General features: G+C 46.5%; 23 protein-coding genes, 1 other RNA gene, 1 pseudogene and 1 riboswitch. Of the genes and pseudogenes, 20 read left to right on the top strand and 5 right to left on the bottom strand.

The features are described from left to right. Positions 1 to 299: 299 nt before the first annotated feature. A complete protein-coding gene (locus tag HMPREF0373_RS02785; RefSeq protein ID WP_021738063.1) occupies positions 300 to 842 on the bottom strand; it encodes an NADH peroxidase in 543 nt (180 codons plus the stop codon). An 80-nt stretch (positions 843 to 922) separates the two neighbouring features. Next, positions 923 to 1,312 carry a Fur family transcriptional regulator gene (locus HMPREF0373_RS02780; RefSeq protein ID WP_021738062.1) on the bottom strand — a complete coding sequence of 130 codons (390 nt, stop codon included), beginning with the start codon at positions 1,310 to 1,312 and terminating at the stop codon, positions 923 to 925. Between the two features lie 207 nt (positions 1,313 to 1,519). Between HMPREF0373_RS02780 and HMPREF0373_RS02775 the strand changes: the two genes are divergently transcribed. Continuing rightward, a complete protein-coding gene (locus HMPREF0373_RS02775; protein WP_044962628.1) occupies positions 1,520 to 2,572 on the top strand; it encodes a DUF6128 domain-containing protein in 1,053 nt (350 codons plus the stop codon). A gap of 170 nt (positions 2,573 to 2,742) precedes the next feature. Here HMPREF0373_RS02775 and HMPREF0373_RS15925 read toward each other — a convergent pair whose 3' ends face one another. Both HMPREF0373_RS15925 and HMPREF0373_RS02765 read right to left on the bottom strand, forming a co-directional pair. Beyond that, on the bottom strand, positions 2,743 to 4,638 hold the full coding sequence (locus HMPREF0373_RS15925) for an NlpC/P60 family protein (RefSeq protein ID WP_021738059.1): 1,896 nt from the start codon (positions 4,636 to 4,638) through the stop codon (positions 2,743 to 2,745). 233 nt (positions 4,639 to 4,871) lie between these two features. After that, on the bottom strand, positions 4,872 to 5,669 hold the full coding sequence (locus tag HMPREF0373_RS02765) for a hypothetical protein (protein WP_022036366.1): 798 nt from the start codon (positions 5,667 to 5,669) through the stop codon (positions 4,872 to 4,874). Positions 5,670 to 5,994: 325 nt separating this feature from the next. On the opposite strand from HMPREF0373_RS02765, the gene HMPREF0373_RS15920 reads away from it, so the two are divergent. The 18 genes and pseudogenes from HMPREF0373_RS15920 (at position 5,995) to ribH (ending at position 24,362) form a co-directional block, all read left to right on the top strand. Then, positions 5,995 to 6,780 (top strand): MerR family DNA-binding transcriptional regulator, encoded by a 786-nt coding sequence (locus HMPREF0373_RS15920; protein WP_167618616.1) that lies wholly within the window; start codon positions 5,995 to 5,997, stop codon positions 6,778 to 6,780. A gap of 370 nt (positions 6,781 to 7,150) precedes the next feature. Beyond that, positions 7,151 to 7,912 (top strand): nucleotide-binding protein, encoded by a 762-nt coding sequence (locus HMPREF0373_RS02755; RefSeq protein ID WP_021738055.1) that lies wholly within the window; start codon positions 7,151 to 7,153, stop codon positions 7,910 to 7,912. A 41-nt stretch (positions 7,913 to 7,953) separates the two neighbouring features. Beyond that, the gene (locus HMPREF0373_RS02750; RefSeq protein WP_044962661.1) at positions 7,954 to 9,234 is read left to right on the top strand and encodes a nitrogenase component 1; all 1,281 of its coding nucleotides are present in this window, start codon (positions 7,954 to 7,956) and stop codon (positions 9,232 to 9,234) included. A 4-nt stretch (positions 9,235 to 9,238) separates the two neighbouring features. After that, positions 9,239 to 10,276, top strand: coding sequence for a nitrogenase component 1 (locus tag HMPREF0373_RS02745; protein ID WP_021738053.1), 1,038 nt, complete (start codon positions 9,239 to 9,241; stop codon positions 10,274 to 10,276). Positions 10,277 to 10,333: 57 nt separating this feature from the next. Next, positions 10,334 to 12,715, top strand: a complete 2,382-nt coding sequence (gene hypF / locus HMPREF0373_RS02740) for a carbamoyltransferase HypF (protein ID WP_021738052.1) — start codon at positions 10,334 to 10,336, stop codon at positions 12,713 to 12,715. Positions 12,716 to 13,161: 446 nt separating this feature from the next. Further along, positions 13,162 to 13,371, top strand: coding sequence for a HypC/HybG/HupF family hydrogenase formation chaperone (locus tag HMPREF0373_RS02735; RefSeq protein ID WP_021738051.1), 210 nt, complete (start codon positions 13,162 to 13,164; stop codon positions 13,369 to 13,371). After that, positions 13,371 to 14,426 carry a hydrogenase formation protein HypD gene (gene hypD / locus HMPREF0373_RS02730; protein WP_021738050.1) on the top strand — a complete coding sequence of 352 codons (1,056 nt, stop codon included), beginning with the start codon at positions 13,371 to 13,373 and terminating at the stop codon, positions 14,424 to 14,426. Before HMPREF0373_RS02735 ends, hypD begins: the two co-directional genes overlap by 1 nt. Before the next feature lie 44 nt (positions 14,427 to 14,470). Further along, positions 14,471 to 15,478, top strand: coding sequence for a hydrogenase expression/formation protein HypE (hypE, locus tag HMPREF0373_RS02725; protein ID WP_021738049.1), 1,008 nt, complete (start codon positions 14,471 to 14,473; stop codon positions 15,476 to 15,478). Positions 15,479 to 15,496: 18 nt separating this feature from the next. Beyond that, the gene (locus HMPREF0373_RS02720) at positions 15,497 to 15,769 is read left to right on the top strand and encodes a TM1266 family iron-only hydrogenase system putative regulator (RefSeq protein ID WP_021738048.1); all 273 of its coding nucleotides are present in this window, start codon (positions 15,497 to 15,499) and stop codon (positions 15,767 to 15,769) included. After that, a pseudogene (locus HMPREF0373_RS02715) lies at positions 15,769 to 16,518 on the top strand (nucleotide-binding protein); the annotation flags it as partial. The gene HMPREF0373_RS02720 and the pseudogene HMPREF0373_RS02715, both read left to right, overlap by 1 nt. A 147-nt stretch (positions 16,519 to 16,665) precedes the next feature. Then, complete coding sequence (locus HMPREF0373_RS02710; RefSeq protein ID WP_021738046.1) at positions 16,666 to 18,003, top strand: nitrogenase component 1; 1,338 nt, start codon at positions 16,666 to 16,668, stop codon at positions 18,001 to 18,003. After that, the gene (locus HMPREF0373_RS02705; protein ID WP_021738045.1) at positions 18,000 to 19,319 is read left to right on the top strand and encodes a nitrogenase component 1; all 1,320 of its coding nucleotides are present in this window, start codon (positions 18,000 to 18,002) and stop codon (positions 19,317 to 19,319) included. The genes HMPREF0373_RS02710 and HMPREF0373_RS02705 overlap by 4 nt, the downstream gene beginning before the upstream one ends. A 79-nt stretch (positions 19,320 to 19,398) precedes the next feature. Continuing rightward, positions 19,399 to 19,902, top strand: a complete 504-nt coding sequence (gene tadA, locus HMPREF0373_RS02700) for a tRNA adenosine(34) deaminase TadA (protein WP_021738044.1) — start codon at positions 19,399 to 19,401, stop codon at positions 19,900 to 19,902. 47 nt (positions 19,903 to 19,949) lie between these two features. Then, an RNA gene (gene ffs / locus HMPREF0373_RS16295) (signal recognition particle sRNA large type) lies at positions 19,950 to 20,211 on the top strand. A 55-nt stretch (positions 20,212 to 20,266) separates the two neighbouring features. Next, positions 20,267 to 20,424: riboswitch (FMN riboswitch) on the top strand. A 295-nt stretch (positions 20,425 to 20,719) separates the two neighbouring features. Next, on the top strand, positions 20,720 to 21,823 hold the full coding sequence (gene ribD / locus HMPREF0373_RS02695) for a bifunctional diaminohydroxyphosphoribosylaminopyrimidine deaminase/5-amino-6-(5-phosphoribosylamino)uracil reductase RibD (RefSeq protein ID WP_081695189.1): 1,104 nt from the start codon (positions 20,720 to 20,722) through the stop codon (positions 21,821 to 21,823). Positions 21,824 to 21,861: 38 nt separating this feature from the next. Beyond that, positions 21,862 to 22,524 carry a riboflavin synthase gene (locus HMPREF0373_RS02690; RefSeq protein WP_021738042.1) on the top strand — a complete coding sequence of 221 codons (663 nt, stop codon included), beginning with the start codon at positions 21,862 to 21,864 and terminating at the stop codon, positions 22,522 to 22,524. 115 nt (positions 22,525 to 22,639) lie between these two features. Continuing rightward, the gene (locus HMPREF0373_RS02685; RefSeq protein WP_022036381.1) at positions 22,640 to 23,845 is read left to right on the top strand and encodes a bifunctional 3,4-dihydroxy-2-butanone-4-phosphate synthase/GTP cyclohydrolase II; all 1,206 of its coding nucleotides are present in this window, start codon (positions 22,640 to 22,642) and stop codon (positions 23,843 to 23,845) included. Positions 23,846 to 23,900: 55 nt separating this feature from the next. After that, positions 23,901 to 24,362 carry a 6,7-dimethyl-8-ribityllumazine synthase gene (gene ribH / locus HMPREF0373_RS02680; RefSeq protein WP_022036382.1) on the top strand — a complete coding sequence of 154 codons (462 nt, stop codon included), beginning with the start codon at positions 23,901 to 23,903 and terminating at the stop codon, positions 24,360 to 24,362. A gap of 63 nt (positions 24,363 to 24,425) precedes the next feature. Here ribH and HMPREF0373_RS02675 read toward each other — a convergent pair whose 3' ends face one another. Next, positions 24,426 to 25,088 carry an HAD family hydrolase gene (locus HMPREF0373_RS02675; protein WP_021738039.1) on the bottom strand — a complete coding sequence of 221 codons (663 nt, stop codon included), beginning with the start codon at positions 25,086 to 25,088 and terminating at the stop codon, positions 24,426 to 24,428. Between the two features lie 230 nt (positions 25,089 to 25,318). On the opposite strand from HMPREF0373_RS02675, the gene HMPREF0373_RS02670 reads away from it, so the two are divergent. Then, positions 25,319 to 25,627, top strand: a complete 309-nt coding sequence (locus tag HMPREF0373_RS02670; protein WP_021738037.1) for a PadR family transcriptional regulator — start codon at positions 25,319 to 25,321, stop codon at positions 25,625 to 25,627. Positions 25,628 to 25,671: the final 44 nt, after the last annotated feature.

Here is a 25,671-nt window from a genome sequence, read left to right as displayed (position 1 = left end):
GCTGACGCTACTTCCTCATGGACGGCTGTCGCTATTGAGGCTGCGCCGAGCCATTCATAGCCCTTGCGGGCTATTTCATGGAGGGCTGTCGCCCAACACGTCTAAAAAGAAAAGCAAGCCGAGGAGTGAATAAATTCCCTTGCCGCTAATATACGTATACAAGCCATGCACCATTCGGAATCCGCTGACGCTACTTCCTCATGGACGGCTGTCGCCGTATAATAAAAAAGAAGATATCACATCTTGGTGAGCAAGCTCCCCCGATGTGATATCTCCTTTTCTATTGCATGGCTTGTAGCTTAGCCAAAGTATCTCTTAAGCAGTCCTTCGAATGCTTTTCCGTGTCTTGCTTCGTCTCTTGCCATCTCATGAACGGTATCATGGATTGCATCTAAGTTTGCAGCTTTTGCACGTTTTGCAAGGTCAAATTTTCCTTCTGTTGCGCCATGCTCAGCATCTACACGCATTTCAAGGTTTTTCTTTGTGCTGTCTGTTACAACTTCACCAAGTAATTCTGCGAATTTTGCAGCATGCTCAGCTTCTTCGTAAGCTGCTTTCTCCCAGTATAATCCGATTTCCGGATATCCTTCTCTGTGAGCAACTCTTGCCATTGCCAGATACATACCAACTTCAGAGCACTCGCCTTCGAAGTTTGCTCTTAAGTCTGCAAGGATATCTTCGCTAACGCCCTGTGCAACACCTACTACATGCTCAGCAGCCCATACTTTCTCGCCAGTCTGCTCTTTGAATTTCTCAGCAGGAGCTTTACAGATTGGACAGACTTCCGGAGCTTTCTCGCCTTCATAAACATAACCACATACTGTACATACAAATTTTTTCATAATAATTCATTTCCTTTCTTTTGAAATAAGTTTAAATATCATTTTTATTAAAATCAGTCGTTTTCGGCTGGTTTATTCATTTATTGTTGTTCTTTTTTCAGACATTCCGGGCAAATGCCATAGAATAAAATGGAATGTCCTTTGATTAATCCGTCAAATGTCTGGGCGGCGATCTCATCTACATGATCAATACTGTTCATTTGTAAATCTATCATGCTGCCGCATTCATCACACAGAAAATGGTTGTGAGGTTCCGGTCGGCCGTCGAAGCGGTCCGGGCCGTTTCCGGTAGGTATTTTCTGAATATTACCTAATTCGGCAAGCAACGACAGATTGCGGTAAACAGTTGCCAGGCTGATCTTTGGATAGTCTTCCCGCAGATTCAGGTAAACGGTTTCTGCGGTGGGATGATCGTATCTGGTAGCCAGAAATTGTTCAATGGCATCTCGTTGTTTGCTGTGTTTTAACATCTATCTCCTTTTCGAAAATGATAATGATTATTGTTGTTGAAATTAATATAGCATGTGACATCCTGTTTGTCAACAGAATTATCAGAAATTTTCGAAAAAAATTGCAATGATTCAGTGCACCGGATAAGAATAAGCGGGTTATTTCTGAATAATTGAAAAGGAAGTTCATACATTATAGAAAGAGTGTGTTATATGAGGAGTGAACGTATGCCCGGATATCAGAGGTTTGTTACATACATGTTTCGGTACAAAGATGAGAAAAAGCAGGAGAATTGCGGATTTGCCAAAATAGAGATCAGGCAGGGTCACTGCCGGGTGCAGATTCAGATTACGGGAATGAAGGGGAGCGAAGCGGAAGTTTATTTCCTGTCTAAGGATGCGTATGTTCCGGTGGGCATTTATCTGGGAAAATTGCGGATTCAGGAGGGAATTGCCCGCCAGTTTTTCCTGTGCGATGCGGATCATGTCGGGGAGACGGCACATTCCATGCAGGAAATGCGAGGTCTCTATATCTGTCAGCAGGAAGAGCCGGACAGATTCGTTGCCAGTCAGTGGGATGATGTCGGAACGGTGTGGCGGAATTTGAAATTGCAGAAAGGAACAGAGTCAGAAGCAGAAAACCGTGCGGAAAAAGAACCGGTAGAAAATGATGTGGAAAATGAAGAAATGATAAATCAGATTGATCCGATTGGCGGACAGAAGGAAGCTGATACAGAAGAAGAGGGACAAGGAGACTCCGGGGAACCTGCGCAGGAACAGAAAAATCAGTTAACCGGGGAACTTCATGCAACCCAGACGGCAGAGGCGATATCCATACCGGCAGAAAACCGAGATGCGTTATATCAGAAAAATCAACCGTTTCCGCGGACACAGGAGAAGAACCTCTGTCCGGCGGTCGGTGCCTGGGAAAAGCAGTGGGAATGTTTCTGTGCAGCACATCCGTTATGTTGTCCTTTTGATGAGGACGGGAATGTGTATGCCGTGAAGCTGCAGATGCAGGATTTTAAAATTTTGCCAAAGGAATATCAGTATCTGGCAAATAACAGCTTTCTGCTGCATGGCTATTTTAACTATAAAATGGTGCTGTTCGGATATATGGAGGCGGAGCAGCGGCAGTGGTTTCTTGGGGTTCCGGGCGTGTTTTCCAATCAGGAACAACTGATGGCAGGGATTTTCGGATTTCCGGAATTCCGGACAAAACAGATGACCAGGCAGAAGACGGGAGAGTTTGGTTACTGGTATCGATTTATCGAGATTTAGCAAAGAAAGTCAGACCACCTGTTTCTACTACGTAAAATAGTAAGAAGCAGGAAGTAGGAGTCTGTTTTTGACTGAGATAAAAAGATCCCCTGTTTTACCCGGTGCTGACAGAAGCAGGGGATAAAAAATCATTGTGTTAAATTTGATGAATAATGTACCTATGCCGGTATTTAGAAGGCACGTCTGATTTTTACAGTATGGTAACCGCTGATATTTAAGGAGCGGTAGGAAACACCGATGCCCGGCCAGGAATCATAGATGCATCCGTTTCCGGCATAAATAGCAATGTGGCACACGCTGCTTTTACCATTTTTGGCATAAAATACAAGATCGCCCGGTTGCAGATCGTAAGATGCAACTTCAATGCCGAGTCTGTTATCGGCAGCAAGGTTTGCGGATGTATATTCGTAGATGGCAAGGGCATGATCTACAATGTTGGAAGCCGGGTTGATACCTGCTGCGTACAGACACTGGTAGATCAGACCGGAGCAATCTACATAGGTTCCCGGTGTTCCGGAACAGCCGACTTTGTATTTTGTGCCGGCAGATGCATATTCGGCAGCAGTCTGGAGCATCGCATTGATGCGGTACTCACGGGTGGCACCGTTGAATACTTTGATCGGTGTGCGGTAAGTGCCGAGGTTGTACCAGTCATATTCGGAGTACCCCATTGCTTTCCATGTGGTGATGTCTACAATTCCGGTGACACCAAGCCCATGTGTACGCTGGAATGTCTTTACAGCAGATGCGGTGGAAGAAGTATAGCGCTCGCTGCTGTTTCCACATACGGCCTGATTTACTTTGATAACTTTCAGTCCGATATTTGCGGTGGACAGGTTGTAACCGCCGTCCGGCAGAATGATGGATGTCTGTGGCAGGTAGAAGTTGCAGCCGATGACTCTGCCGTTGGAAACATTGTAAGTGCGGATGCCATCCACATAGTTTCCGGTAATAGAAAAATCAAGAAATCCGTTCTGGATATACCACCATCCGTTTTCATTTTCAGCAACACCGGTAAAGCCAAAGTCAACTTTTCCGCCGTTCAGGTAGAACCATCCATGCTCGTTGGATGCAATGCTGTTAAAACTGAAGTCAATCTGACCATTTTTCACACGCCACCAGCCATATTCATTTGGTGCAATTCCTGTGTAATCAAAGTCAACTTTTCCGCCGGTGATCTTCCACCAGGTATCAAAGTAACACATCAGTCCATTATAGGAAAAATCAATCTGACCGTTACGGACATACCACCAGCCAACTTCATTGTTTGCAAGACCGGTAAAACCAAAATCTACTTTGCTGTCGCGGACGTACCACCATCCATATTCATTTTGAGCAAGACCGGTAGCATTGAAATACAGACCGCCGTTTTCGATATACCACCATCCGTACTCGTTTTCTGCGAGGCCGGTGTATTCGAAATCAATCCGTCCGCCGCGCAGATACCACCAACCATATTCACTGTCTACAAGACCGTTGCAGGAAAAATCAACTTTTCCGTCAACGATACGCCACCATCCGGCACCGTTTTCTGCAAGACCGGTGTAGTCTTTTTGAAATTTGCCGTCCACGATATAAAGCCAGCCATTTTCTGTGTCATACAGACCGTTGCATGGCTCAGCCAGTTCGCCGTCTTTGTAAATGTTCCAGGTATCGGTATCTTCATCATAGCAGACACCGTTTTTTACCGTGGTATCCGGTTTTTCCGGATTGGATGGCTCTGTCGGATCTGTTGGTTCAGATGGATCTGTTGGCTCTGTCGGCTCAGATGGCTTCGTTGGATTCGTTGTATCGGTCGGGTCTTCAGACCTTATCGGAGCAGTTTGAACCGCCTGTTCCGGGAAAATAGTTGTATCAGTGGAATCTGTGCTGTTCTGATTTGCGGAATTGCTTTCGGAATCTGTGGCTGTGCCATTCTTCTTAGAGGAGCTGGTCTGCGTGTCAGAAGTGGAATTTGCTGACATGGAAATACCGGTGCCAGTCTGTGCTGCTGACACCGGAGATGTAATTCCTGTTAAAGCAAGTCCGGCAGCCAAACATAATGCTGCAAGTTGCTGTTTTTTCATGAATGTTACTCTCCTTTGTGTATGATTAAACGATATGCTATTCATTTTATCACAAAATGCGGGCAACAGTAAATTATTAATGAAATTTAAGAAAGTATTCTAATAAGCTGTCTTAGAAAAATACGACCTGTCCGTTTACATAGTAGTGAATGTCTAGTGACCCGACAGGATTCTTCCTTTTCGTATTAAATATAAAAAATTAAATTATGCCAAAATCAGTTCCGTCAGGCACACTAGAAAATGCAGCCATCATAGTGTTTCAGCATATTCTGATCCGGCCGTTCCAGAAGGCTTGTGCATACGAAATCTTTCATCGGCTCTACGAATGGGAAAGTATCGCGTGTTGCCCAGGATGGAACCGTCCATGCCGGTGGATTGTTGATAAATGCATTTGTCCATGCAGAGTTGTTCTCAAACCAGAGTTCGCAGACACGATCCCAGCGATGGAAGAAGATATTGTCCTCGCTGACATCTACGAATTCCGGAGTACCGTCGCCTTCCGGAAGCGGAATCGGAGAATACTGTTTGTCATATGCTTTGTGTGAAAAGAAACGAAGCAGTCCCGGCAATTTGCATGCCTCCGGTGCAAAATGATTTAAGAACCAGTCTTCGCCCTCTTCGCGGGAAACGCCCTTTGGATAGGACATCATGTATACAAAACGGATGAATGTTTTTCCGGCGTGATTCATTGTCTGACCAAAGAAATCCTCTGTCGGCTCAGCCGGAATATTTGCAATTGCAACTGTCATAGCGTTTTCTACCGGTTCCGGTGTCATACCAAGAAGTCCGCGCAGGCTTCTTCTGCCTTCTACGTCAAGTCCGAGATTCTCATGTACACGGTAATTGAAGAATCCCATGGTTTCCATGCCTTTTGCCGGCGGCATTACACGGTACATAACGTAACGCGTCAGCCATGGCTCCTGAGCCATTACTTCCGGACAATGATGGTGTACGAACCAGCGTTCCATTGCCGGAATGTTGTCGATGTCGTTAATGTGGTGGATGATCAGTGTTTTGTTCATTACTGCCATTAGAAATACCTCCATAAATGATATTTTTACTCTGCAAAAATCCAGTTATAACGGAAGACCAGCTCAAGTCGAACATATGTGGGACCGGGTGTGTGATTCGGCTCAGTGCAGACTTGACATATTCTTCATAGAAAATGGGAGTTTCTTGCAGAAGCTGTCTGTTTTTGATAAAATAATTGTAAACCTTGCCCTAAGGGCAGAGTCAAGGAAAAAGAAAATGTATACAAAAATTATGATGTAGAATTGTGGGAGTACGAGGTACGGAACAATTCGTATGGTATCTTTTGAACACAACATCAAATTATATAAAAATGTGGAGGTATACATGGATGGATATATGACGATCGGGGAAGTGGCGAAGGTAAAACAGATTTCCATAAAGGCCCTGCGTTATTATGAGAAAATCGGAATTCTGAAACCGGCCTATTGTGATCCGGATACGGGGTATCGCTATTATAAAAATGAGCAGATGCTGGCCATTGACATGATTAAATTTTTACAGATTCTGGATATCCCACTGAAAAACTGGAATCAGTATGTGGAACCGACAGGCGAGTTTGACCTGAAGGGGTTACTGCGGGATGGACAGATCCGTGCCTATGAAAAAATCGGCGAATTGCAGAGCTGCCTGAAACGGCTGCAGCTGGCAGAACGGGGTATTCAGGATACGGAAAAATACCGGGATTGCGATGGATTTTACAGGAGAGAGATACCGGAACGGAATATTTTAAGAAGAGAAATCAAAGAAGGTCTGTCTTCTGTGGAATTTCACAAAAAGCTGAGTGAACTGTTTGAACTGGCACAGAAGCATCAGCTGTCGGCAAATTATCCGTCCGGAATGATGCTGGATGTGGAAGATGGGACGTTTACTTATTTTGTATATGTGGAAGTGTATGAAAACTGCGAGGAACTGGCGGAGTATAAGTGCATACCCGCAGGAACTTATGAGTGTCTGCGTTGTCCGCCGAAAAGTATTATGAGGGCGGCAGAATTGTATCCGGAGTATTTTGCGAAACATGCGAAGTTTACGGTTGTGGAATCAGACTGTATCACATCGCCGGTTTATTTTCAGGAATATCCGGTAGAATTGCAATTGACTAACTTGCATTAAAACAAGTACAATATGTCTACTGAGATGAAAAATGCAGACGGAGTGATTCTATCTATCTGAATGCGAAATAACATGTTAACATTGTAGTTAAAGTGTAATAAGTATAATAAAGAAAACTCTGACGGCAAGGAAAATCCGAGCTGGAATAGTTGGTTGATACAGGTAAAATTATAAAATATAACGTTTTTGCTGAATGGCAGGTTGATGATATCTGTTATAATGTGATATTTATTTTTGCAGAAACATATATTTTTTATTCAGGTTAGTCGTTCTGATCAGATAGAAGTAAGACCTGATATGATTGGATTTACAAAACCATTTTTCCGACGGATTGCCGGGGAAATGGTTTTTTTAGGTTCAGGAGGAGATTATGTTAAAGGTAGCGATTTACGGAAAGGGCGGCATCGGAAAGTCTACAGTGACTTCCAATCTGGCAGCCGCTTTTGCAAATATGGGAAAACGTGTCATTCAGATCGGCTGTGATCCGAAAGCGGATTCCACCATTAATTTACTGGGAGGAGAACCGCTTCGCCCGGTGATGAATTTTATGAGGGAAGAGGACGAGGAGCCGGATGAGCTGGCGCAGATTTCAAAGGAAGGCTACGGCGGGATCCTCTGTATCGAGACCGGTGGACCGACACCGGGACTTGGCTGTGCAGGCCGCGGTATCATTGCGACATTCCAGCTTCTGGAAGACATGGATCTGTTTGCGCATTACAAGCCGGATGTGGTGTTGTATGATGTGCTGGGTGACGTGGTCTGTGGCGGTTTTGCAGCACCGATCCGAGAGGGGTATGCAGAGAAAGTTCTGATCGTTACGTCCGGAGAAAAGATGGCGCTGTATGCGGCAAACAATATTTCCAGTGCGGTGCGCAATTTTGAAGACCGCAGTTATGCCCGGGTGTTTGGCATCGTGCTGAATCACCGGAATGTTGAAAATGAGATGGAAAAAGTGCAGGCATTTTCTGAAAAAATCGGTGTGCCGATTGTGGGCGAAGTGCCGCGAAGCGATGAAATTATCCGCTGGGAAGATCAGGGAAAAACAGTGATCGAAGGAAATCCGGATTCTGAGATCAGCAAATGTTTCTTTGATCTGGCGGAATTATTACTAAAAGAAGAGGAAAATGCATAAGGCAGCAAGTATTCTGACTTATGGAAAGAAGAGGAAAATATATGAGACAGGAAGCATATTTTTGTACGATAGAAGAACTGAACAGCCTTGGAAAAGAGAATATTCCGCAGCAGCTCATTTCTCATACGCATCTGATCTACAGTTCCCCGGCAACGCTGGCATTCAACTCCCCGGGAGCGGAAGGATTTGGCGTTAAACGTGCAGGTCTGGCGGTTCCGGGTTCTATTATGCTGATCGTGGCTCCGGGATGCTGCGGCCGAAATACATCGGTTCTGAGTTCTATGCGGGCGTACCATGACCGTTTTTATTATCTGCTGATGGATGAGACGGATATCGTAACCGGTCGTCATTTGAAAAAAATCCCAAAAGCGGTAGCGGAGATTTGTGAGGGACTGGAGAAAAAGCCATCCGTTGTGATGATCTGTATCACCTGTGTGGATGCGCTGCTGGGAACGGATATGGAGCGTGTCTGCCGCAAGGCGGAGGAAGTTGCGGGACTTCCGGTAAAACCATGTTATATGTATGCATTAACGAGAGAGGGACGCAAGCCGCCGATGGTGCATGTGCGACAGTCGATTTATTCTTTGCTGGAGCCAAAGAAGAAAAAAGGAAATGTGGTGAATTTATTAGGATATTTTTCCCCATTGGTGGATGACTGTGAATTATATGATCTGCTTCATGATGCCGGTGTGAAAACGATCCATGAAATTTCAAGATGTAAGGATTATGCGGAATATCAGACCATGTCTGAGGCAAATTTTAATCTGGTGCTTCATCCGGAGGCAAGGTTTGTGGCAGAGGACTTTCACGACAGACTGAAAATCCCGTACATCGAACTGCGCAGACTGTATCAGATTGATAAGATTGCCAGTCAGTATCGTGCTTTTGGTGCAGCTCTGGGAGTAACATTTGATGACGAAAAACCACGGAGAGCAGCGGAAAATGCGGTCGCAAAATTTAAGGAAAAACATCCGGAGGCATCCTTTGCCGTGGGTGAGTGGATGAACGGAGATTCGTTTGAACTGGCACTCGCATTGGTGCGTTACGGTTTCCGGGTGCCGGAGATATATGGTACGTTATCCGGTGAAAATTTTATCTATGTGAAACAACTGGCAGCATTGAGTCCGGAGACGAAAGTGTTTTCCAATCTGGAACCGACGATGCTGTATTACGACGGAACAGATTCCGGGGTAACTCTGACCATCGGAAAAGATGCCGGTTATTATCATAAAAACTGTCCAAACGTGCTCTGGAACGGGGAACGGCAGCCGTACGGCTACGCCGGCGTGCGCAGACTGTTTGAGGCACTGGCGGAGGTATAGAGCAATGAGAGGACTGAGAAAATATCTGACACCTTTTGCACCGGATCAGTCCGGCGCAGTATCTGTATTATATGAATTTGGCGGGATCATCGTCATCTGTGATGCCGGTGGCTGTACCGGAAACATCTGTGGATTTGATGAGCCGCGCTGGTTTGAGAGCAAAAGTGCACTGTTCAGTGCGGGTCTTCGCGATATGGATGCGATCCTCGGACGGGATGACCGTCTGGTGGCAAAACTTGCAGATGCAGTGACAAAACTGGATGCAAAGTTTGCAGCGATCATCGGAACACCGGTTCCGGCCGTTATCGGGACGGATTATCATGCCTTAAAGCGTATGACGGAGAAAAAAGTGGATCTGCCGATTCTGACGGTGGACACCGATGGCATGGAATTATATGACAAAGGCGAAGAAAAAGCATGGCAGGAGCTGTTCCGGGTGTTTGCCGGTGAAAAAGAAGATGTGATTCCGGGAAATATCGGAATTCTGGGCATGACACCGCAGGATATCAGTGATCTGCGCGCGGCTGACCGTATCCGGGAGCATTTTGCAGCAGAAGGGAAAACTGCTATTTGCTATGGTATGGGAAACGGATTGGACGATGTGAAATCTGTTTCCAATGTGGAAAAACACATCGTGGTGGCACCGGCGGCACTGGAAGCGGCGAAATATCTGGAGCGGACTTACGGAACTCCGTATGAGATCGGTTATCCGCTGGTGGACGAACTGGTTTCTGATCTGGATTACAACGGTAAAAAAGTGCTGGTTGTACAGCAGCAGGTGATGGGAACCGCCATCCGGGAAGAAATTTTGAAACAGGCGCCGGATGCACAAGTGACGGTGGCAAGCTGGTTTATGATGAAACCGGAGCTGAGACAGGAGGGCGATCTGCATTTACGGGATGAGGATGATTATGTCGAACTGGTGGAAAAGGGCGGTTTTGACGTGATCTATGCGGATCACTGCATGGAACGGATGACACCGAAGTTTGCGGAAATCTTTGTAGATACGGTGCATTTTGCAGTGTCAGGGCGTCTGGCGTAACAAAATGCTGTGTATCAGGGATATGTGAGGAAAGCAAATTAGGAGAAGAAGAGAGATATGAGCGAGATTACGAAGCGGATCCGGGTGTATGGTATCGTTCAGGGCGTTGGTTTCCGCCCGACGGTGAGCCGCCATGCCACAGCAAACGGGATTCGTGGAAATGTCTGTAATAAAGGGCCGTATGTGGAGATTTATGCACAGGGAGCGGTAGAACAGGTGGATGGTTTCTTGAAAGATCTGGAGGAACGTCCACCGAAACGTGCGGCGATTTTAAAAATAAATATGGAAGAGGTTCCGGCAGAGGAGGCACCGCAGTTTTCGGATTTTGACATTATAGAAAGCGAAAAAACAAAGGGGGAGATCTTTGTTTCGCCGGATATTGCGATCTGTGATGAGTGTAAAGAGGAACTGTATGATCCGAAGAACCGGCGGTATCTGCATCCGTTTATCAACTGTACCTGCTGCGGTCCCCGGCTGACCATACTGGATGCGCTGCCCTATGACCGGGAGCGCACCAGCATGAAAGAATTTCCTATGTGTCCGGATTGTGCGAAAGAATATTATGATCCGGAGACGCGGCGGTATGATGCACAGCCGGTGTGTTGCAACGATTGCGGACCGGAAGTGTATCTGATCGGCAGAAGCGAACGGGGCAGGGATGCCATTACTTATACACGGCAGGTGATCCACGACGGCGGAATTGTGGCGATCAAAGGAATCGGCGGTTTTCATTTGTGCTGTGATGCGACAAACGAAGAAGCAGTCAGCCGTCTGCGCACATTAAAATGCCGTCCGGCGAAACCTTTTGCAATCATGGCAAAGGATGAAACGGTGGTAAAACGGGAATGCATCGTGACACCGGAGCAGGAAGCGATCCTGACCGGTCATCAGAAACCAATTTTACTATTGGACAGACGATCAAAGGAACATAGAAAAGAAAGCCAACCACAGTCGGAAAATATATCTGAAACACGGCTGGCACCTTCTGTGGCACCTGGAAATCCAAAAGTCGGTGTGATGCTTCCGTATGCACCGGTGCAGCTGCTGATTTTTCAGTATGATGATGGGATCGAAATGCCGGATCTGCTGGTAATGACAAGCGGAAATACATCAGGAGCGCCAATCTGCCGTGATGATGAGGAAGCGGTTGCCGAATTGTCTCATTTATGTGATGCTATTTTATCACATGATCGGAAAATCCGGATCCGTGCAGACGACACGGTCATGGATTTTTATAAAAATGAGCCGTATATGATCCGGCGTTCCAGAGGTTATGCACCACTGCCTTTTATGACATCTGTGGACTGGAAAGGGCAGGTGCTTGCTGTGGGCGGTGAATTGAAAAATACATTCTGCATCGGCGTGGACAGCCGGTTTTATCCGTCTCCGTATGTGGGGGATCTGGAAGATCTGCGGACAGTAAAAGCTTTGCAGGAGACAATTCATCGGTTCCGGACGTTACTGGAAGTGGAACCGCAGGTGGTGGTCTGTGATCTGCATCCGAAATACAATTCCACGGTTGTCGCGGAAAAACTTGGTTATCCGATGCTTCAGGTGCAGCATCATTATGCACATGTTTTATCCTGTATGACAGAAAATGACTGTCAGGAACCGGTGATTGGTGTTTCCTTTGACGGAACCGGATACGGTACGGACGGTACGATCTGGGGCGGAGAGATTCTGCTGGCGGATTATCAGGATTTTACAAGATTTGGCAGCATTACCCCATTTTTACAGATCGGCGGAGACGCCTCTGCAAAAGAGGGATGGCGTATTGCCGTATCCATGATCTACGGATATACCAAAGACCGGGAAAAAGCGTGGGAGATCATTGAGAAACTGGGACTATGCAGTGAACAGGAAAGCAAGGTGCAGTTTACAATGGCAGACCGTAAGATCAATGCAGTGATGTCCACCAGTGCAGGCCGGCTTTTCGATGCAGTCAGTGCGATCCTCGGAATCCGGCGGCAGTCGAGTTTTGAAGGTGAGGCATCCACAGCACTGCAGTTTGCGGCAGAAGCCTTTGAGCAGAAACAAACATCTGATTTAAGTGAAAGGCATAATATACGTCAGGAGTTAATATTTGAATCAGAGGAACATTGCATTTTGAATACAGAAGCACTGGTGCAGCAGATCGTGGAAGCAAAACTGCAAGGCGCTGACAGCGGAGCATTGGCTTATCTGTTTCACCGGACGCTGGCGGAACAGATCGTGGCTGCCTGCAAGGCGGCACGTGAGCATTCAGGCAGAGCGAAAGTGGCTTTGAGTGGCGGTGTATTTCAGAACCGATTACTTCTGCGTCTGACAGAAGAAGGTCTGGAGCAGGAAGGTTTTGAAGTGCTGCGGCATCATATGATTCCGCCAAACGACGGTGGAATTGCCATTGGACAGGCGGCTTATGGATTGTATTATTTACAGAATGTGAAAAAAGAGATTTAACATTTGACATAAATTAAGCGAAATGATAGTATAAATTTGAAAGAAAAAGGTGCTACCGATAGACGGTTAGTCACAAAATATACTATTACAAAAAGTAATCGCTTAGTTTTGCAGACTGTGGGCGGTTACTTTTTTGTTTGATTTATATATGCAATCAATATCATTACGATAATATTTAATATCATCATAATAAGGGAAAGCAGTTCGAAATCACTCATAAAGAAAACCCTCTTTCATTAAATTTCCTGATAACAGGATTTCTATGTAATCAGAGAGGTGCTGAGTGCCGGTGGCACTCGTTTAGCACCGACCGGAACGGAGTGTAGAATCAGTCCCTCTGTTGAAGGACTAACCGCCTACCGTTTAAGGTAGCACCCAAAGATATTATAGCAAACGTGTGTTCTGCGCGCAATAACAAATAACTGCATTTTCAGGAGGGAAAAGAAATGTGTGTAGGTTTATCAGCAAAGGTAGTAAAAATCAGTAACGGCACAGCTGTCATTGATGCAGGCGGAGCAAAAAGAGAAGTTTCTTCCCAGCTTCTGGAAGATCTGGAGCCGGGAGATTACGTCATGGTTCATGCCGGTGTGGCAATTGCAAAGATTACCGATGAAGATGACAGCGAGACAGATCAGCTTATGGAGGAATTTTTGTAATGGGAGAGACAAACGGCGATAATAAAAAGAAAACGGCCCGGGAAATCATTGAGAACTATAACGGTCCGAAGGTGCGGATCATGGAAGTGTGCGGTACGCATACCCATGAGATTTTTCGTCTGGGAATCCGCAAATTGCTGCCGGAACAGGTGGAGTTGATCTCCGGTCCGGGATGTCCGGTCTGCGTGACGCCGGTCAGCTTTATCGATGAAGCGATTTATCTGGCATTGGAAAAAGGAGTGACGATCTGTACGTTTGGTGATCTGGTGCGCGTGCCGGGTACAAAGATGAGCCTTGCGGGAGCCAGAGAACAGGGAGGAAAGATCCACATCGTTTATTCTCCGGCAGATGCTGAAAAATATGCGAAAGAACATCCAAAGGAGCAGGTAACCTTTCTGTCGGTGGGATTTGAGACAACGACACCGGCCGGTTGTCTGTCCGTAAAATCTGCAAAAGAGGACGGCCTGGATAATTATTCCCTGCTGGTTGCGAACAAAACCATGCCGCAGGCTTATGAGGCATTAAAGGGCAGTGCGGATGTGTTTTTGTATCCGGGTCATGTCAACGCCATCACCGGAACACGTTTGTGCGAGGCACTGACCGAAGAAGGTGTCAGCGGTGTTGTGGCAGGATTTACCGCAAAAGAACTGATGACAGCGCTGGCAGTTTCCCTGGTGAAGTTTCAGGAGGGCAAACCATTTTTTGTAAACTGTTATCCGCGTGTGGTGACACAGGACGGAAGCAGAGAAGCACAGGTGCTGGTGGATGAAATGATGGAAGCCTGCGATTCTGAATGGCGCGGTCTGGGCGTGATTCCGGCATCCGGCATGAAATTGAGACCGGAGTGGCAGGAGTTTGATGCCCGCATCAAATATCAGATGCCAAAGATAGAAGGCAGACCAAATCCGGCCTGTCGCTGCGGAGATGTGCTTCAGGGAAAATGCAAACCGTCCGACTGCAAAGTGTTCGGCAAAGGCTGTACACCGCAGCATCCAATTGGGGCATGCATGGTATCCGGGGAGGGAGCCTGCTCCGCATACTATCAGTATTCATGAATCGTTACCATAAATTTAAATGAAACAGAAAGAAGGAAAACATAATGGAAAATAAAACAGTCACAATGGCACATGGTGCCGGAGGAAAACAGACATCCGAATTAATTGACCAGGTGTTTAAGGCACATTTTGCAAATTCCGATCTGACAGCAGATGATGCGGCAGTGCTGGTTCCGCCGGCAGGAAGAATGGCTGTATCTACCGATGGATTTATCGTATCGCCAGCATTTTTCCCGGGTGGAAATATCGGAAAACTGTCTATCTGCGGTACGGTCAATGACCTTGCATGCATGGGAGCAAAACCATTGTACCTGACCTGCGCCTTTGTCATCGAAGAAGGATTTCCGATGGAAAAACTGGAAGAAATTGCCGCTGCAATGGAAAAAACGGCAAAAGAAGCCGGTGTACATATCGTGTCCGGTGATACAAAAGTGGCCGGAAAAGGTCAGGTAGACGGAGTATTCATCACCACCACCGGAATGGGTGAGATTCAGGAAGGGGTCACTGTCGGCGGTGAACTGGCAAAACCGGGAGATGCCATTATCGTGACCGGTGATATCGGCCGCCACGGCTGCACGATCCTTCTGGAAAGAGAAGATTTCGGTATTGATGCAAATGTAACCAGTGACTGTGCACCATTATGGGGAACCGTAAAAGCAGTCATGGACACGACACACAATCTGCATGTGATCCGTGACGCCACAAGAGGCGGTGTCGGAACGGTTTTATATGAGATCGCCGGACAGAGTAATGTAGGTATCCGTCTGAATGCAGCAGCCGTTCCGGTGCAGCCGGAAGTAAAAGGCGTCTGCGGTATGCTGGGACTGGAGCCGCTGTACCTTGCCTGTGAGGGCCGACTGGTCATTATGGCACCGAAGGAAGAGGCAGATGCCATCGTGGAAACACTGCATAAATGTCCGTATTCCGCAGATGCAGCCATCATTGGTGAAGTCATTGCAGAAGAACCGGGCAGAGTCGTAATGGAAACAGAGATCGGTACGCAGGCATTGCTCCCGCAGCCAGGCGGTGAACTGCTCCCGCGTATTTGCTAGAAAAGGAGGACACCGGACATGGATACCAGAGTGGCGGTTATTTCAATTATTGTGGAACAGGAAGACGCCATCGAAGAACTGAATACCCTGCTTCACGAGGCACGACAGTACATTGTCGGCAGGATGGGCATTCCGTATCGACCGAAGGGAATCAGCATTATCAGTATTGCCATTGATGCACCGCAGGATGTCATCAGTGCACTTTCCGGAAAAATTGGGCGTTTAAAAGGCGTATCTGCAAAAACGGCATACTCGAATGTTATTACTCCGGCAGAGGGAGGAACAAAATAGTGATCAAGATAGCAGTTTACGGAAAAGGTGGAATCGGAAAATCCACCACGGTTTCCAATGTGGCAGTGGCTCTGGCAGAGATGGGTCTGACGGTGATGCAGATCGGCTGTGATCCGAAAGCAGATTCCACCATACAGCTGCGTCACGGAGAGGCGGTTCCTACCGTGCTGAGTTTATATAATGAAAAAAAACAGGCGCTGCGGCTGGATGATATGATCCGTATCGGTTACCACCATGTCATCTGTGTGGAGGCCGGCGGACCGACACCGGGGCTTGGCTGTGCCGGCCGTGGTATTATCACAGCACTGGAAAAACTGAAGGAAACCGGCGCATATGAAGTATATAAGCCGGATGTGATTCTGTATGATGTTCTTGGAGACGTAGTCTGCGGTGGATTTTCCATGCCGATGCGAAACGGCTATGCGGACAAAGTATTTATCATCACTTCCGGAGAAAACATGGCGATCCATGCAGCGGCAAACATTGCCATGGCAGTGGAAAATTTTAAAAACCGTGGTTATGCGGAACTTGGCGGCATCATTTTAAACCGCAGGGATGTTCCGCGGGAAGCGGAAAAAGTTGCGGAACTGGCAGATGATTTTCATACCGCTGTCATTGGTACATTATCCCACAGTGAACAGGTGGCGCTGGCAGAAGAACAGGGTATGACATTGATGGAATGTTATCCGGACAGTGCTATGGCAGGGGAATACCGTGCCCTTGCAAAACAGATGTATACGATATGTGGTGGCATTTTGCCGGAAAATGCAAAGTCTGATATGACGAAGAAGAAAGATACTGCAGAAGTACAGAGTGGGTATGAAAAAAACGAAGCGGTGTCACAGAAAAATCAGAGCGAAAACACAGTCGATACGGTTGTGCAGGAGGAAAACTAGATGTTGCAGCGTGTAGGTGAAACAGTAGATCCACAAGATGCAGTGGTAAAAATAAAAAATGCATCTTTTCCGGCACCTTTTGCATCCGAGCTGGAATATAATTCTCCGGTGCATGGCAACTGGAATATCGTGCATACGGGAATGTTGGTTCCGGAGGCAATTCAGATCTATGTCTGTGCGGATAATTGTATGCGCGGCGTTGTACTGACAGCAGCGGAGATGAATGCGGCAGATCGTTTTTCTTTTGTCATTGTGGAGGAACAGCATGTTTTAAATGGCAATTTGGAGGACATCACCATTGAAGGTGTGACAGATATACTGAATAAGCGCAGCGACCATCCGAAAGCGGTATTGCTGTTTACCGTGTGTCTGCATCATTTTGTGGGAAGTAATCTGAATTATATTTATGAAGAGCTGGAACATCGTTTCCCGGATATCTGTTTTATACGCTGCTATATGGATCCGATTATGCAAAAACATGGTCTGACGCCGGATCAGAAGTTGCGGAAAGCCATGTATGATCCGTTGTCGGAGTGTGAGCCGGATGCGAAAACGGTGTCGATATTCGGCAGTGACTTTGCATTAGATGAGAGCAGCGATATCAAACGGTTATTGAAACGATATCACTATACGGTGCGGGAGCTTCCCACCTGTGAGAACTGGCAGGATCTGTTGGCTATGAGTCGGGGACGGCTGTTTCTCGATATTTATCCGGCCGGAAAATACGGGATGGAGACGCAGGCGCGGCGGTTAGGCCGGGAGCATCTGTATCTGCCGGGCAGTTTTGATTATGATGAGATTGAGCAGCAGATGCGGCAGCTGACAACTGCTCTAGGACTTCCGGAATTAAGCAGAGAAACACTGGATGCGGAACGGTCTGCCTGCGAAGCAGCTTTGGCAAAGGCAAAGAAACTGATTGGAGATATGCCGGTCACATTGGACTATCTGTATCATCCGAGACCATTAGGGCTGGCAAAAATACTTTTGATGCATGGATTTAAAGTAAAAGCAGTGTATCTTGACGGTATCAGCCCGGAGGAAAAGGAAACATTTGACTGGCTGCGGGAGCATGCACCGGAACTGGAACTGATCGCAACGATCCAGGTGAAAATGCGGGTGTTGCCAAGGGGTGGTGAAGAGGAAGTGCTTGCCATCGGACAAAAGGCAGCCTATTTTTGCCGCAGCCGCCATTTTGTTAATCTGGTGCAGGGGGAAGGCCTGTACGGATTTGACGGAATCCGCAGAACTGCGGAACTGATGATGGATGCATACCGGGAAGAAAAAGATACTGAAAAACTTGTGATACAAAAGGGATGGGGGTGTGAGTGCTGCCTATGAGACAATCCTATCGAATCATACCGATTTATACGGCAGATGTGTCCGGAGTCTGCTCTGCATTGTACGAGCTGGGCGGAATGACCGTCATGCATGATCCTTCCGGTTGCAATTCTACTTACAATACTCACGACGAGATCCGCTGGTACGATCAGGACAGTCTGATCTTTATTTCCGGTCTGACAGAGATTGATGCAATCATGGGAAATGACCGCAAATTTATTGATGATATTGAACATGCAGCCCGGGAACTGCGGCCGAAATTTATTGCTCTGGCGGGTTCTCCGATTCCTTTTATGAATGGAACAGATTTTCCAGCGATCGCCCGGGTCATTGAGGCAGAAACCGGAATCCCGACATTTTCCGTGCCTACCAATGGCATGCATGATTATGTGTATGGTGCGGGCATCGCATTGGAGAAAATTGCGGAACGGTTTGCCGGAAAAACAGAGATAGAGAATGATACGCAGAAGCAAACATCTGCAAATAAAAGTGCTGAAACAGAAACGACAGATGATAGCAGGTTTCCGGATTCGGTGGTGAACGTGAATCCAAAGAAAAAGGAAAAGCGATCTGGCCGCAGTGTAAATCTGCTGGGTGTGACGCCGTTAGACTTTGGCCCGCAGAAAAACGTGGAAATTATGAAAGAAAATCTGTATAACTATGGTTGGAATGTTCTTTCTGCCTGGGCGATGGGAGATACGTTGGAAACGCTGCAGCAGGCAGGAACGGCGGATGTCAATCTGGTGGTATCGGCAGTGGGGCTGCGGGCAGCAAAGGTGCTTCAGGAAAAATTCGGAACGCCGTATGTGATTGGAACACCGAATGAATGGCTGGCAGAGACTATTTCAGAAGCACTGGAAGAGGCGGCAGAACAACAAACGGAGCAATTATCAGATGTGAAATTCACGGGCACAGCATCCGGGACACAGGTAATACAAAAATGCGGCAGCACAGAGAATACGAAGCTGGAATCCGGAAAATCTGATCGGAAAATGGTATATCTGCAGAATCGCATGCAGAAAGAAGCGGAAATTACCCTGATCGGGGAACCTGTAACTATGGGATCTCTGGCAGCAGGTATTGAGAAAAAATACGGACATTCTGTACGCGTGTTTTGCCCATTGAAAGAATGTGAAAATCTGGTCGGAGAGAAAGATGCTATTGTACTCGGAGAGGAAGCGATGGAGGAAGCTCTGAGAGATGCAAAAATCATTGTGGCAGATCCGTTGTACAAGCCCATCTGTCCGGCAAAATGTACGTTTTATGAATTGCCCCATGTGGCATTTTCCGGCAGACTATGGTTTGGCGCTGACTGAAACAAAGGGTAGCGTGCAGTGGTTCTGAAGAGAATATGTCCGCTTTACAAAATATCAACTGGTAAAGGATATAACAGTAATGACGACAGATGAAAAATATATGAAACAAGCGATAAAACAGGCAAAAAAAGCATATGCCATCGATGAAGTCCCCATCGGCTGTATCATTGTGCGGGACGAGGATGGCAAGGTGATTGCCCGTGGATATAACCGCCGGAATACGGATAAAAATACACTGTCCCATGCGGAGCTGAATGCAATTCGCAAGGCAAGCAAAAAACTGGGTGACTGGCGGCTGGAAGGCTGCACGATGTATGTGACGCTGGAACCTTGTCAGATGTGCGCCGGTGCCCTGGTGCAGTCACGGATCGACCGCGTGGTGATCGGGAGCATGAACCCGAAAGCCGGCTGTGCCGGATCGGTATTGAATCTGCTTCAGATCGCAGGATTTAACCATCAGGTGAAGATCGTGCAGGGCGTCTGCCAGGAAGAATGTTCCGTGATGCTGAGTGATTTTTTTAAAGAGTTGCGGGAAAAGAAAAAGCGGAAGAAACATGCACCGGAGCAGGTTGGAGAGAAATGAGCGAAAATTTATTGACAGTTACCGAGATTCAATGATATACTTAAAACTCGAGCAGCCGGGGTGGTAGCGGTACCTTGTACCATCAATCCGCTAGAGTTGGGGTGATATCCCGCAGAGGGTTGTTAATTGTAGAGCTGCCTCTTATAAGCGGCGTAGATTTTTGGGTCTCACGCAACAGGAACTTACGAACCGGGTCAGGTCAGGAATGGAGCAGCCCTAAGTAGGATCTCTTGTGTGCCGTGAGGGTGCCTGGGATGAGTTGGCTGTAGGAGTAACGTCTGGGATTGCAATTCGAAGCGGGATGCTCGTAAAAAAAGATTGCATTTACAAAAAGTCTGTGCTATCATATGTGCAGAAAAAGCAAAGAAATCTTCAGGGCAGGGTGATCTGAACAGAATGAACTTCGAGTCAGAGAGTCCCGACCGGCGGTAAAGCCCGCGAGCGTGAAAGCGTTGATTTGGTGATTCTGATCAGCAGAAGATTCCAAAGCCGACAGTATAGTCTGGATGAAAGAAGAACAAGCGAAAATAAAAGTTAAACAGAATCAGAAAATGATGTTTGGCAGAGAAACTTAACCAGTTCAATGGAAAACAGATTTTGAGATTCCTTTAATAAAAGATTTTCACTCCCTGAGATTTATGTCTCAGGGATTTTCTTTTACCATAAATTTTTGATCCGAAAGAATTTATCGAAGCCGGGATGTTAATGTTATATAAAGCTAACATAAGCATCAGGCAAAGAAAAGCAAAAAATTCAGGAAGCGCAAAGATTTATGGAAGAGGAAAATCCCTGGAAGCTTGGAGGGAGTGATTTTTTTATGCAAAAAAAAGAAGAATATATGAGACGGGCGCTGGAGCTGGCGCGAAAAGGGGAAGGCCATACATCACCAAATCCTATGGTCGGCTGTGTAGTAGTCAAAGACGGACGGATCATCAGTGAGGGGTATCATGAGAAATACGGAGAGTTCCATGCGGAGCGCAATGCACTGACCCGCTGCACGGAAGATACTGCCGGTGCGGATCTGTATGTAACTTTGGAGCCGTGCTGCCATCAGGGCAAGACACCACCGTGTACGGATATCATCATTGAGAAAAAAATCGCCAGAGTATTTGTGGGAAGCATGGATTCCAATCCACTGGTGGCAGGAAAAGGTGTACAGATCCTGCGGGATCATGGCATTTATGTAGAGACCGGGATCCTGGACGCAGAATGCCGGAAGTTAAATGAAGTATTTTATCATTACATTGCGACAAAGACCCCTTTCGTGGTGATGAAATATGCCATGACACTGGATGGAAAAATCGCCTGTGCCACCGGAGACTCTAAATGGGTTACCGGGGAAATTGCCAGAACGCAGGTACATCGGATGCGGGGACGTTACCGTGGCATCATGGTAGGAATCGGAACGGTGCTGGCGGATGATCCAATGTTGAACTGTCGTGTGGAAGGCGGTGTGGATCCGGTGCGGATCATTTGTGATTCGAACCTGCACATTCCGACAGAAAGCCAGATTGTAAAAACTGCATCAGATATTGAGACGATAGTAGCCTGCAGTCAGGAAGCCTTGGAATCGGAACGAAAGCAGGAAAAAATCAGAAGATTAAAAGAAGCCGGGATTCAGATCATTGGAACGGAAGGTGCACACGGAGTCAATCTGGTGGAATTGATGAAGAAGCTTGGCGGGCAGAACATTGACAGCATTCTGCTGGAGGGCGGCGGAACCCTGAATGCTTCTGCACTGGAAGATGGTATTGTGAATAAAGTATATGCCTATATCGCCGGAAAGCTGATCGGCGGTATGGATGCCCGTTCTCCGGTGGAAGGAATGGGAATTGACCGGATGGCAGATGCGATCACATTGCAAAATGTGGAGATTGAGAAGCTGGGCGATGACTTCTGCATCGTGGGATATGTGAAATAATAAAAAGGCAGAGATAAAGTGAAAAGAAGGAATGAAACATGTTTACAGGATTGATTGAAGAGGTAGGAACCATTCAGAGTGTACGGCATGGTGCCCGGTCCTGTGTGCTGACGATCGGATGCAGGACGGTGTTGGAAGGCAGCCAGATCGGAGACAGTATCGCAGTGAACGGTGTGTGTCTGACGGTGACAAGTATGGGTGGCAGTTACTATACCGCAGATGTTATGGCAGAGACGATGAACCGCAGTTCTCTGGGACAGTTAAGCACCGGGGCGAAGGTTAATCTGGAACGGGCGATGCCTGCAAATGGCAGATTTGGGGGACATATCGTATCAGGTCATATCGATGGGACAGGAACCGTTCAGAGCATTGAACCGGATGATAATGCCGTGTGGTATACCATTGCGGCGAAAGCGGATTTACTGCGTTATATTGTGGAAAAAGGTTCTATCACCATTGATGGCATCAGCCTGACGGTGGCTTATGTAGATGATCATTGTTTTAAAGTGTCCATCATCCCGCATACACAGCAGGTGACGGCGCTGCATGACCGGAAGGTGGGAGATATCGTGAATCTGGAATGCGATATCATTGGAAAATATGTAGAAAAACTGATGCGTCCGGCGCCAGCGGCAGAAGAGCAGGAAACAAAAAAAGAAAGTGGAATAACCGAAGACTTTTTAAAAAAATATGGATTTTAAGTTCACTCGTCACATACATTCAGATCATGATCACGCTTGCATGAGGAGTTATCTAAATGCATAGTGAGGAATGGCGCGTGTGAACCGTACAGGAAAATTTTTGGAGGATAAAAAAATGGCAAAGAAAATCGGAACAGTAGAAGAAGCATTACAGGATTTGAGAGATGGGAAAGTAATTCTGGTCATTGATGATCCGGACAGAGAGAATGAAGGAGATCTGATCTGTGCAGCTGAATTTGCAACACAGGAAAATGTAAACTTTATGGCATGTGAAGCGAAGGGGTTGATCTGTATGCCGATGAGCGGTGAGCTCTGCGACAAACTGGGACTGGATCAGATGGTAAATGTAAATACCGATAATCATTGTACGGCATTTACCGTATCCATTGACCATGTAGACACCACAACCGGTATTTCCGCAGCAGAGCGTTCTTATACTGCACTGAAATGCGTAGAAGATGGAGCAAGACCGGCGGACTTCCGCAGACCTGGCCATATGTTCCCGCTGCGTGCAAAAGAGGGCGGTGTGCTGGTGCGTGACGGTCACACAGAGGCGACAGTGGATCTGGTAAAACTTGCCGGACTGAAACCATGCGGACTCTGCTGTGAGATCATGCGTGAGGACGGAACGATGATGCGTACCACAGAACTGTTACAGTTTGCGGAAAAACATGATCTGACCGTTATTACGATTGCAGATATCATTGAATATCGTTTGCAGCATGAGAGCCTGATCCGCAGAGAAGCGGATGCAAAACTGCCGACAAAATACGGTAACTTTGAAATTTACGGATATGAAAATATTTTAAACGGAGATCATCATGTAGCGCTTGTGATGGGCGATGTAACAGACGGTGAGCCGGTGCTCTGCCGGGTACATTCCGAGTGCCTGACCGGTGATGTGTTTGGATCCAGCCGTTGTGACTGTGGAGAACAGTTAGATGCGGCCATGAAAGCGATTGCAGAAGAGGGCAGAGGAGTGTTGCTGTATCTGCGTCAGGAAGGACGCGGCATCGGCCTGATCAATAAATTGAAAGCATACGAACTGCAGGAGCAGGGTTACGATACCGTAGAAGCAAATATCAAACTTGGTTTCCCGGCAGATATGCGTGAGTATGGCGTAGGTGCACAGATTCTGCGGGATATCGGAGCAAAACGTCTGCGTCTGCTGACAAACAATCCAACCAAGATCACAGGACTTTCAGGATATGGTATTACCATTGAAGAGCGTGTGCCGATCCAGATCAAAGCACAGAAATTTGACTATTTTTACCTGAAAACAAAACAGGAAAAAATGGATCATATGACAAACTATAAATAAAATGTAACGCTTCAGAACAGTTGCAATGAAATTAAAAAATCAGGAGGATAAGAAAATGAGAATTTTAGAAGGAAATGTAGTAGCAGAGGGCATTAAAATCGGTATTGTAGCAGCGCGTTTTAACGAGTTTATCGTATCAAAACTGGTTGGCGGTGCACAGGATGCCTGTGTACGTCACGGTGTAAAAGATGAGGATATCGATCTGGCATGGGTTCCGGGTGCATTTGAGATTCCGATCGTTGCAAAGAAAATGGCAGCTTCCGGAAAATATGATGCAGTGCTTTGCCTGGGTGCTGTAATCAAAGGATCCACAAGCCACTATGATTATGTATGTGCTGAGGTAAGCAAAGGAACTGCTATGGTTGGTCTTGAGACCGGCGTACCGACACTCTTTGGTATCCTGACTACTGACAATATTGAGCAGGCTATCGAGCGTGCAGGTACAAAGGCCGGAAACAAAGGATATGATGTAGCCTGCTCCGCAATTGAAATGGTAAATCTGATGAAAAACATCTAATAAAATGATGGTGCCAGGGTCAAAAGCCTGAAACCATTCTGCCAGAGTTTCTTCACAGAAAACTTAACGGAATAGCGAAATTACATCTGCGGCGGTCGACACGATTGCCGCAGTTTTTTTTGCTGTTTCTTCGGATGGTACTTTCAAATCCGGGATACAGACTACGGGAATATTTCCATTCGATGCGGCTAAAATACCGTTTTCGGAGTCTTCCAGCACAAGTGCAGCTTCCGGTCTGATGCCCGCCTGCTGACATGCTGCCAGAAAAATATCCGGGTTTGGTTTGGAACGCGGTACCTGATCACCGCCAATAACAAATGCAAAATAGTTGTCGAGGTTTGCCAGACGCAGATATTCCATGACAAGGTCATGCTTTGTGGAAGATGCCACGCAGCATGGAATATGATTATCTGTGAACCATGCGAGAAGTTCCGGGATTCCCGGTTTTGTGGGAGGACCGTCACGGCGGATCTTTTCAGTGACCAGTGTACGGCATTTCTGACTGATCTCTTCTGCCGGGTAATCGTCCCCGTAAAGTCTGTGCAGAATATCCAGTAATTGTTGACCGCAGGTTCCAATGGTATGGATGTAATCGTCTTTTTGCTGCGTATAGCCGTATTCTTTCATGACACCATCTTTGGTCGTCATAAAAAGGCGTTCGGTGTCAAAAATCAGGCCGTCCATGTCAAAAATTGCAAGTGCGGGAAGTTGAAGTTTTGAACTCATGATATATGGTGATCCTTTCAATGATTAGATATGTAAGTTGCTGCAATTATTTTTCAGTATACATGAAATCAGCCTGAAAGGAAATAAAAAATAATAGTGTGAGAAGGTATTGACAAATTCTTTCCAATATCATATATTGATATCAATAAATGATATTGGAGAGATATATCTTAGATACGTGAAAAGTATTTTGTATCATTTTGAATTATGCATAATGGAGACAACTTAGTATGGCAAAAAAGTCACTTGAAACTTTAACAGAATCAATGTTTTATGTATTATTGGCATTATCTCAAGGAGACAAATGTGGTACCGAAATAACAGATTTTATTTGCAATTTAACGCGACAAAGAGTGAAAATTGGTCCGGCAACATTGTATACTATCTTGGGGAAATTCGAACATGAACATATTATATGTGAAATTGCTGTGGAAGGGAGAAAACGTACTTATACACTGAGTGACAAAGGCCAGCATCTTTTACAAATGGAAATTCGCAGACTGGAACTATGTCTGGCAGATGTAAAAGCCTTATTTTGAACGCAGAATAAGCATTTCCCCGCTTCAAGTGTGTAGAGCACTGA

Source organism: Eubacterium ramulus ATCC 29099, assembly GCF_000469345.1.
Taxonomy (GTDB): domain Bacteria; phylum Bacillota; class Clostridia; order Lachnospirales; family Lachnospiraceae; genus Eubacterium_I; species Eubacterium_I ramulus.
Note: the sequence above shows the minus strand (reverse complement) of the source record. Positions and strands in the feature narration are given on the sequence as shown.

Coding starts and splice junctions, on each gene's coding strand:
- tadA (WP_021738044.1), top strand. CDS start 19,399: ATGACGACAGATGAAAAATATATGAAACAAGCGATAAAACAGGCAAAA.
- HMPREF0373_RS02775 (WP_044962628.1), top strand. CDS start 1,520: ATGCCCGGATATCAGAGGTTTGTTACATACATGTTTCGGTACAAAGAT.
- HMPREF0373_RS02755 (WP_021738055.1), top strand. CDS start 7,151: ATGTTAAAGGTAGCGATTTACGGAAAGGGCGGCATCGGAAAGTCTACA.
- HMPREF0373_RS02720 (WP_021738048.1), top strand. CDS start 15,497: ATGGATACCAGAGTGGCGGTTATTTCAATTATTGTGGAACAGGAAGAC.
- HMPREF0373_RS02710 (WP_021738046.1), top strand. CDS start 16,666: ATGTTGCAGCGTGTAGGTGAAACAGTAGATCCACAAGATGCAGTGGTA.
- HMPREF0373_RS15925 (WP_021738059.1), bottom strand. CDS start 4,638: ATGAAAAAACAGCAACTTGCAGCATTATGTTTGGCTGCCGGACTTGCT.
- HMPREF0373_RS02675 (WP_021738039.1), bottom strand. CDS start 25,088: ATGAGTTCAAAACTTCAACTTCCCGCACTTGCAATTTTTGACATGGAC.
- HMPREF0373_RS02780 (WP_021738062.1), bottom strand. CDS start 1,312: ATGTTAAAACACAGCAAACAACGAGATGCCATTGAACAATTTCTGGCT.
- ribD (WP_081695189.1), top strand. CDS start 20,720: ATGCAAAAAAAAGAAGAATATATGAGACGGGCGCTGGAGCTGGCGCGA.
- HMPREF0373_RS02685 (WP_022036381.1), top strand. CDS start 22,640: ATGGCAAAGAAAATCGGAACAGTAGAAGAAGCATTACAGGATTTGAGA.
- hypE (WP_021738049.1), top strand. CDS start 14,471: ATGGAAAATAAAACAGTCACAATGGCACATGGTGCCGGAGGAAAACAG.
- HMPREF0373_RS02705 (WP_021738045.1), top strand. CDS start 18,000: ATGAGACAATCCTATCGAATCATACCGATTTATACGGCAGATGTGTCC.
- HMPREF0373_RS02745 (WP_021738053.1), top strand. CDS start 9,239: ATGAGAGGACTGAGAAAATATCTGACACCTTTTGCACCGGATCAGTCC.
- HMPREF0373_RS02690 (WP_021738042.1), top strand. CDS start 21,862: ATGTTTACAGGATTGATTGAAGAGGTAGGAACCATTCAGAGTGTACGG.
- HMPREF0373_RS02765 (WP_022036366.1), bottom strand. CDS start 5,669: ATGGCAGTAATGAACAAAACACTGATCATCCACCACATTAACGACATC.
- HMPREF0373_RS02670 (WP_021738037.1), top strand. CDS start 25,319: ATGGCAAAAAAGTCACTTGAAACTTTAACAGAATCAATGTTTTATGTA.
- hypD (WP_021738050.1), top strand. CDS start 13,371: ATGGGAGAGACAAACGGCGATAATAAAAAGAAAACGGCCCGGGAAATC.
- HMPREF0373_RS02750 (WP_044962661.1), top strand. CDS start 7,954: ATGAGACAGGAAGCATATTTTTGTACGATAGAAGAACTGAACAGCCTT.
- HMPREF0373_RS15920 (WP_167618616.1), top strand. CDS start 5,995: ATGGATGGATATATGACGATCGGGGAAGTGGCGAAGGTAAAACAGATT.
- ribH (WP_022036382.1), top strand. CDS start 23,901: ATGAGAATTTTAGAAGGAAATGTAGTAGCAGAGGGCATTAAAATCGGT.
- HMPREF0373_RS02785 (WP_021738063.1), bottom strand. CDS start 842: ATGAAAAAATTTGTATGTACAGTATGTGGTTATGTTTATGAAGGCGAG.
- HMPREF0373_RS02735 (WP_021738051.1), top strand. CDS start 13,162: ATGTGTGTAGGTTTATCAGCAAAGGTAGTAAAAATCAGTAACGGCACA.
- hypF (WP_021738052.1), top strand. CDS start 10,334: ATGAGCGAGATTACGAAGCGGATCCGGGTGTATGGTATCGTTCAGGGC.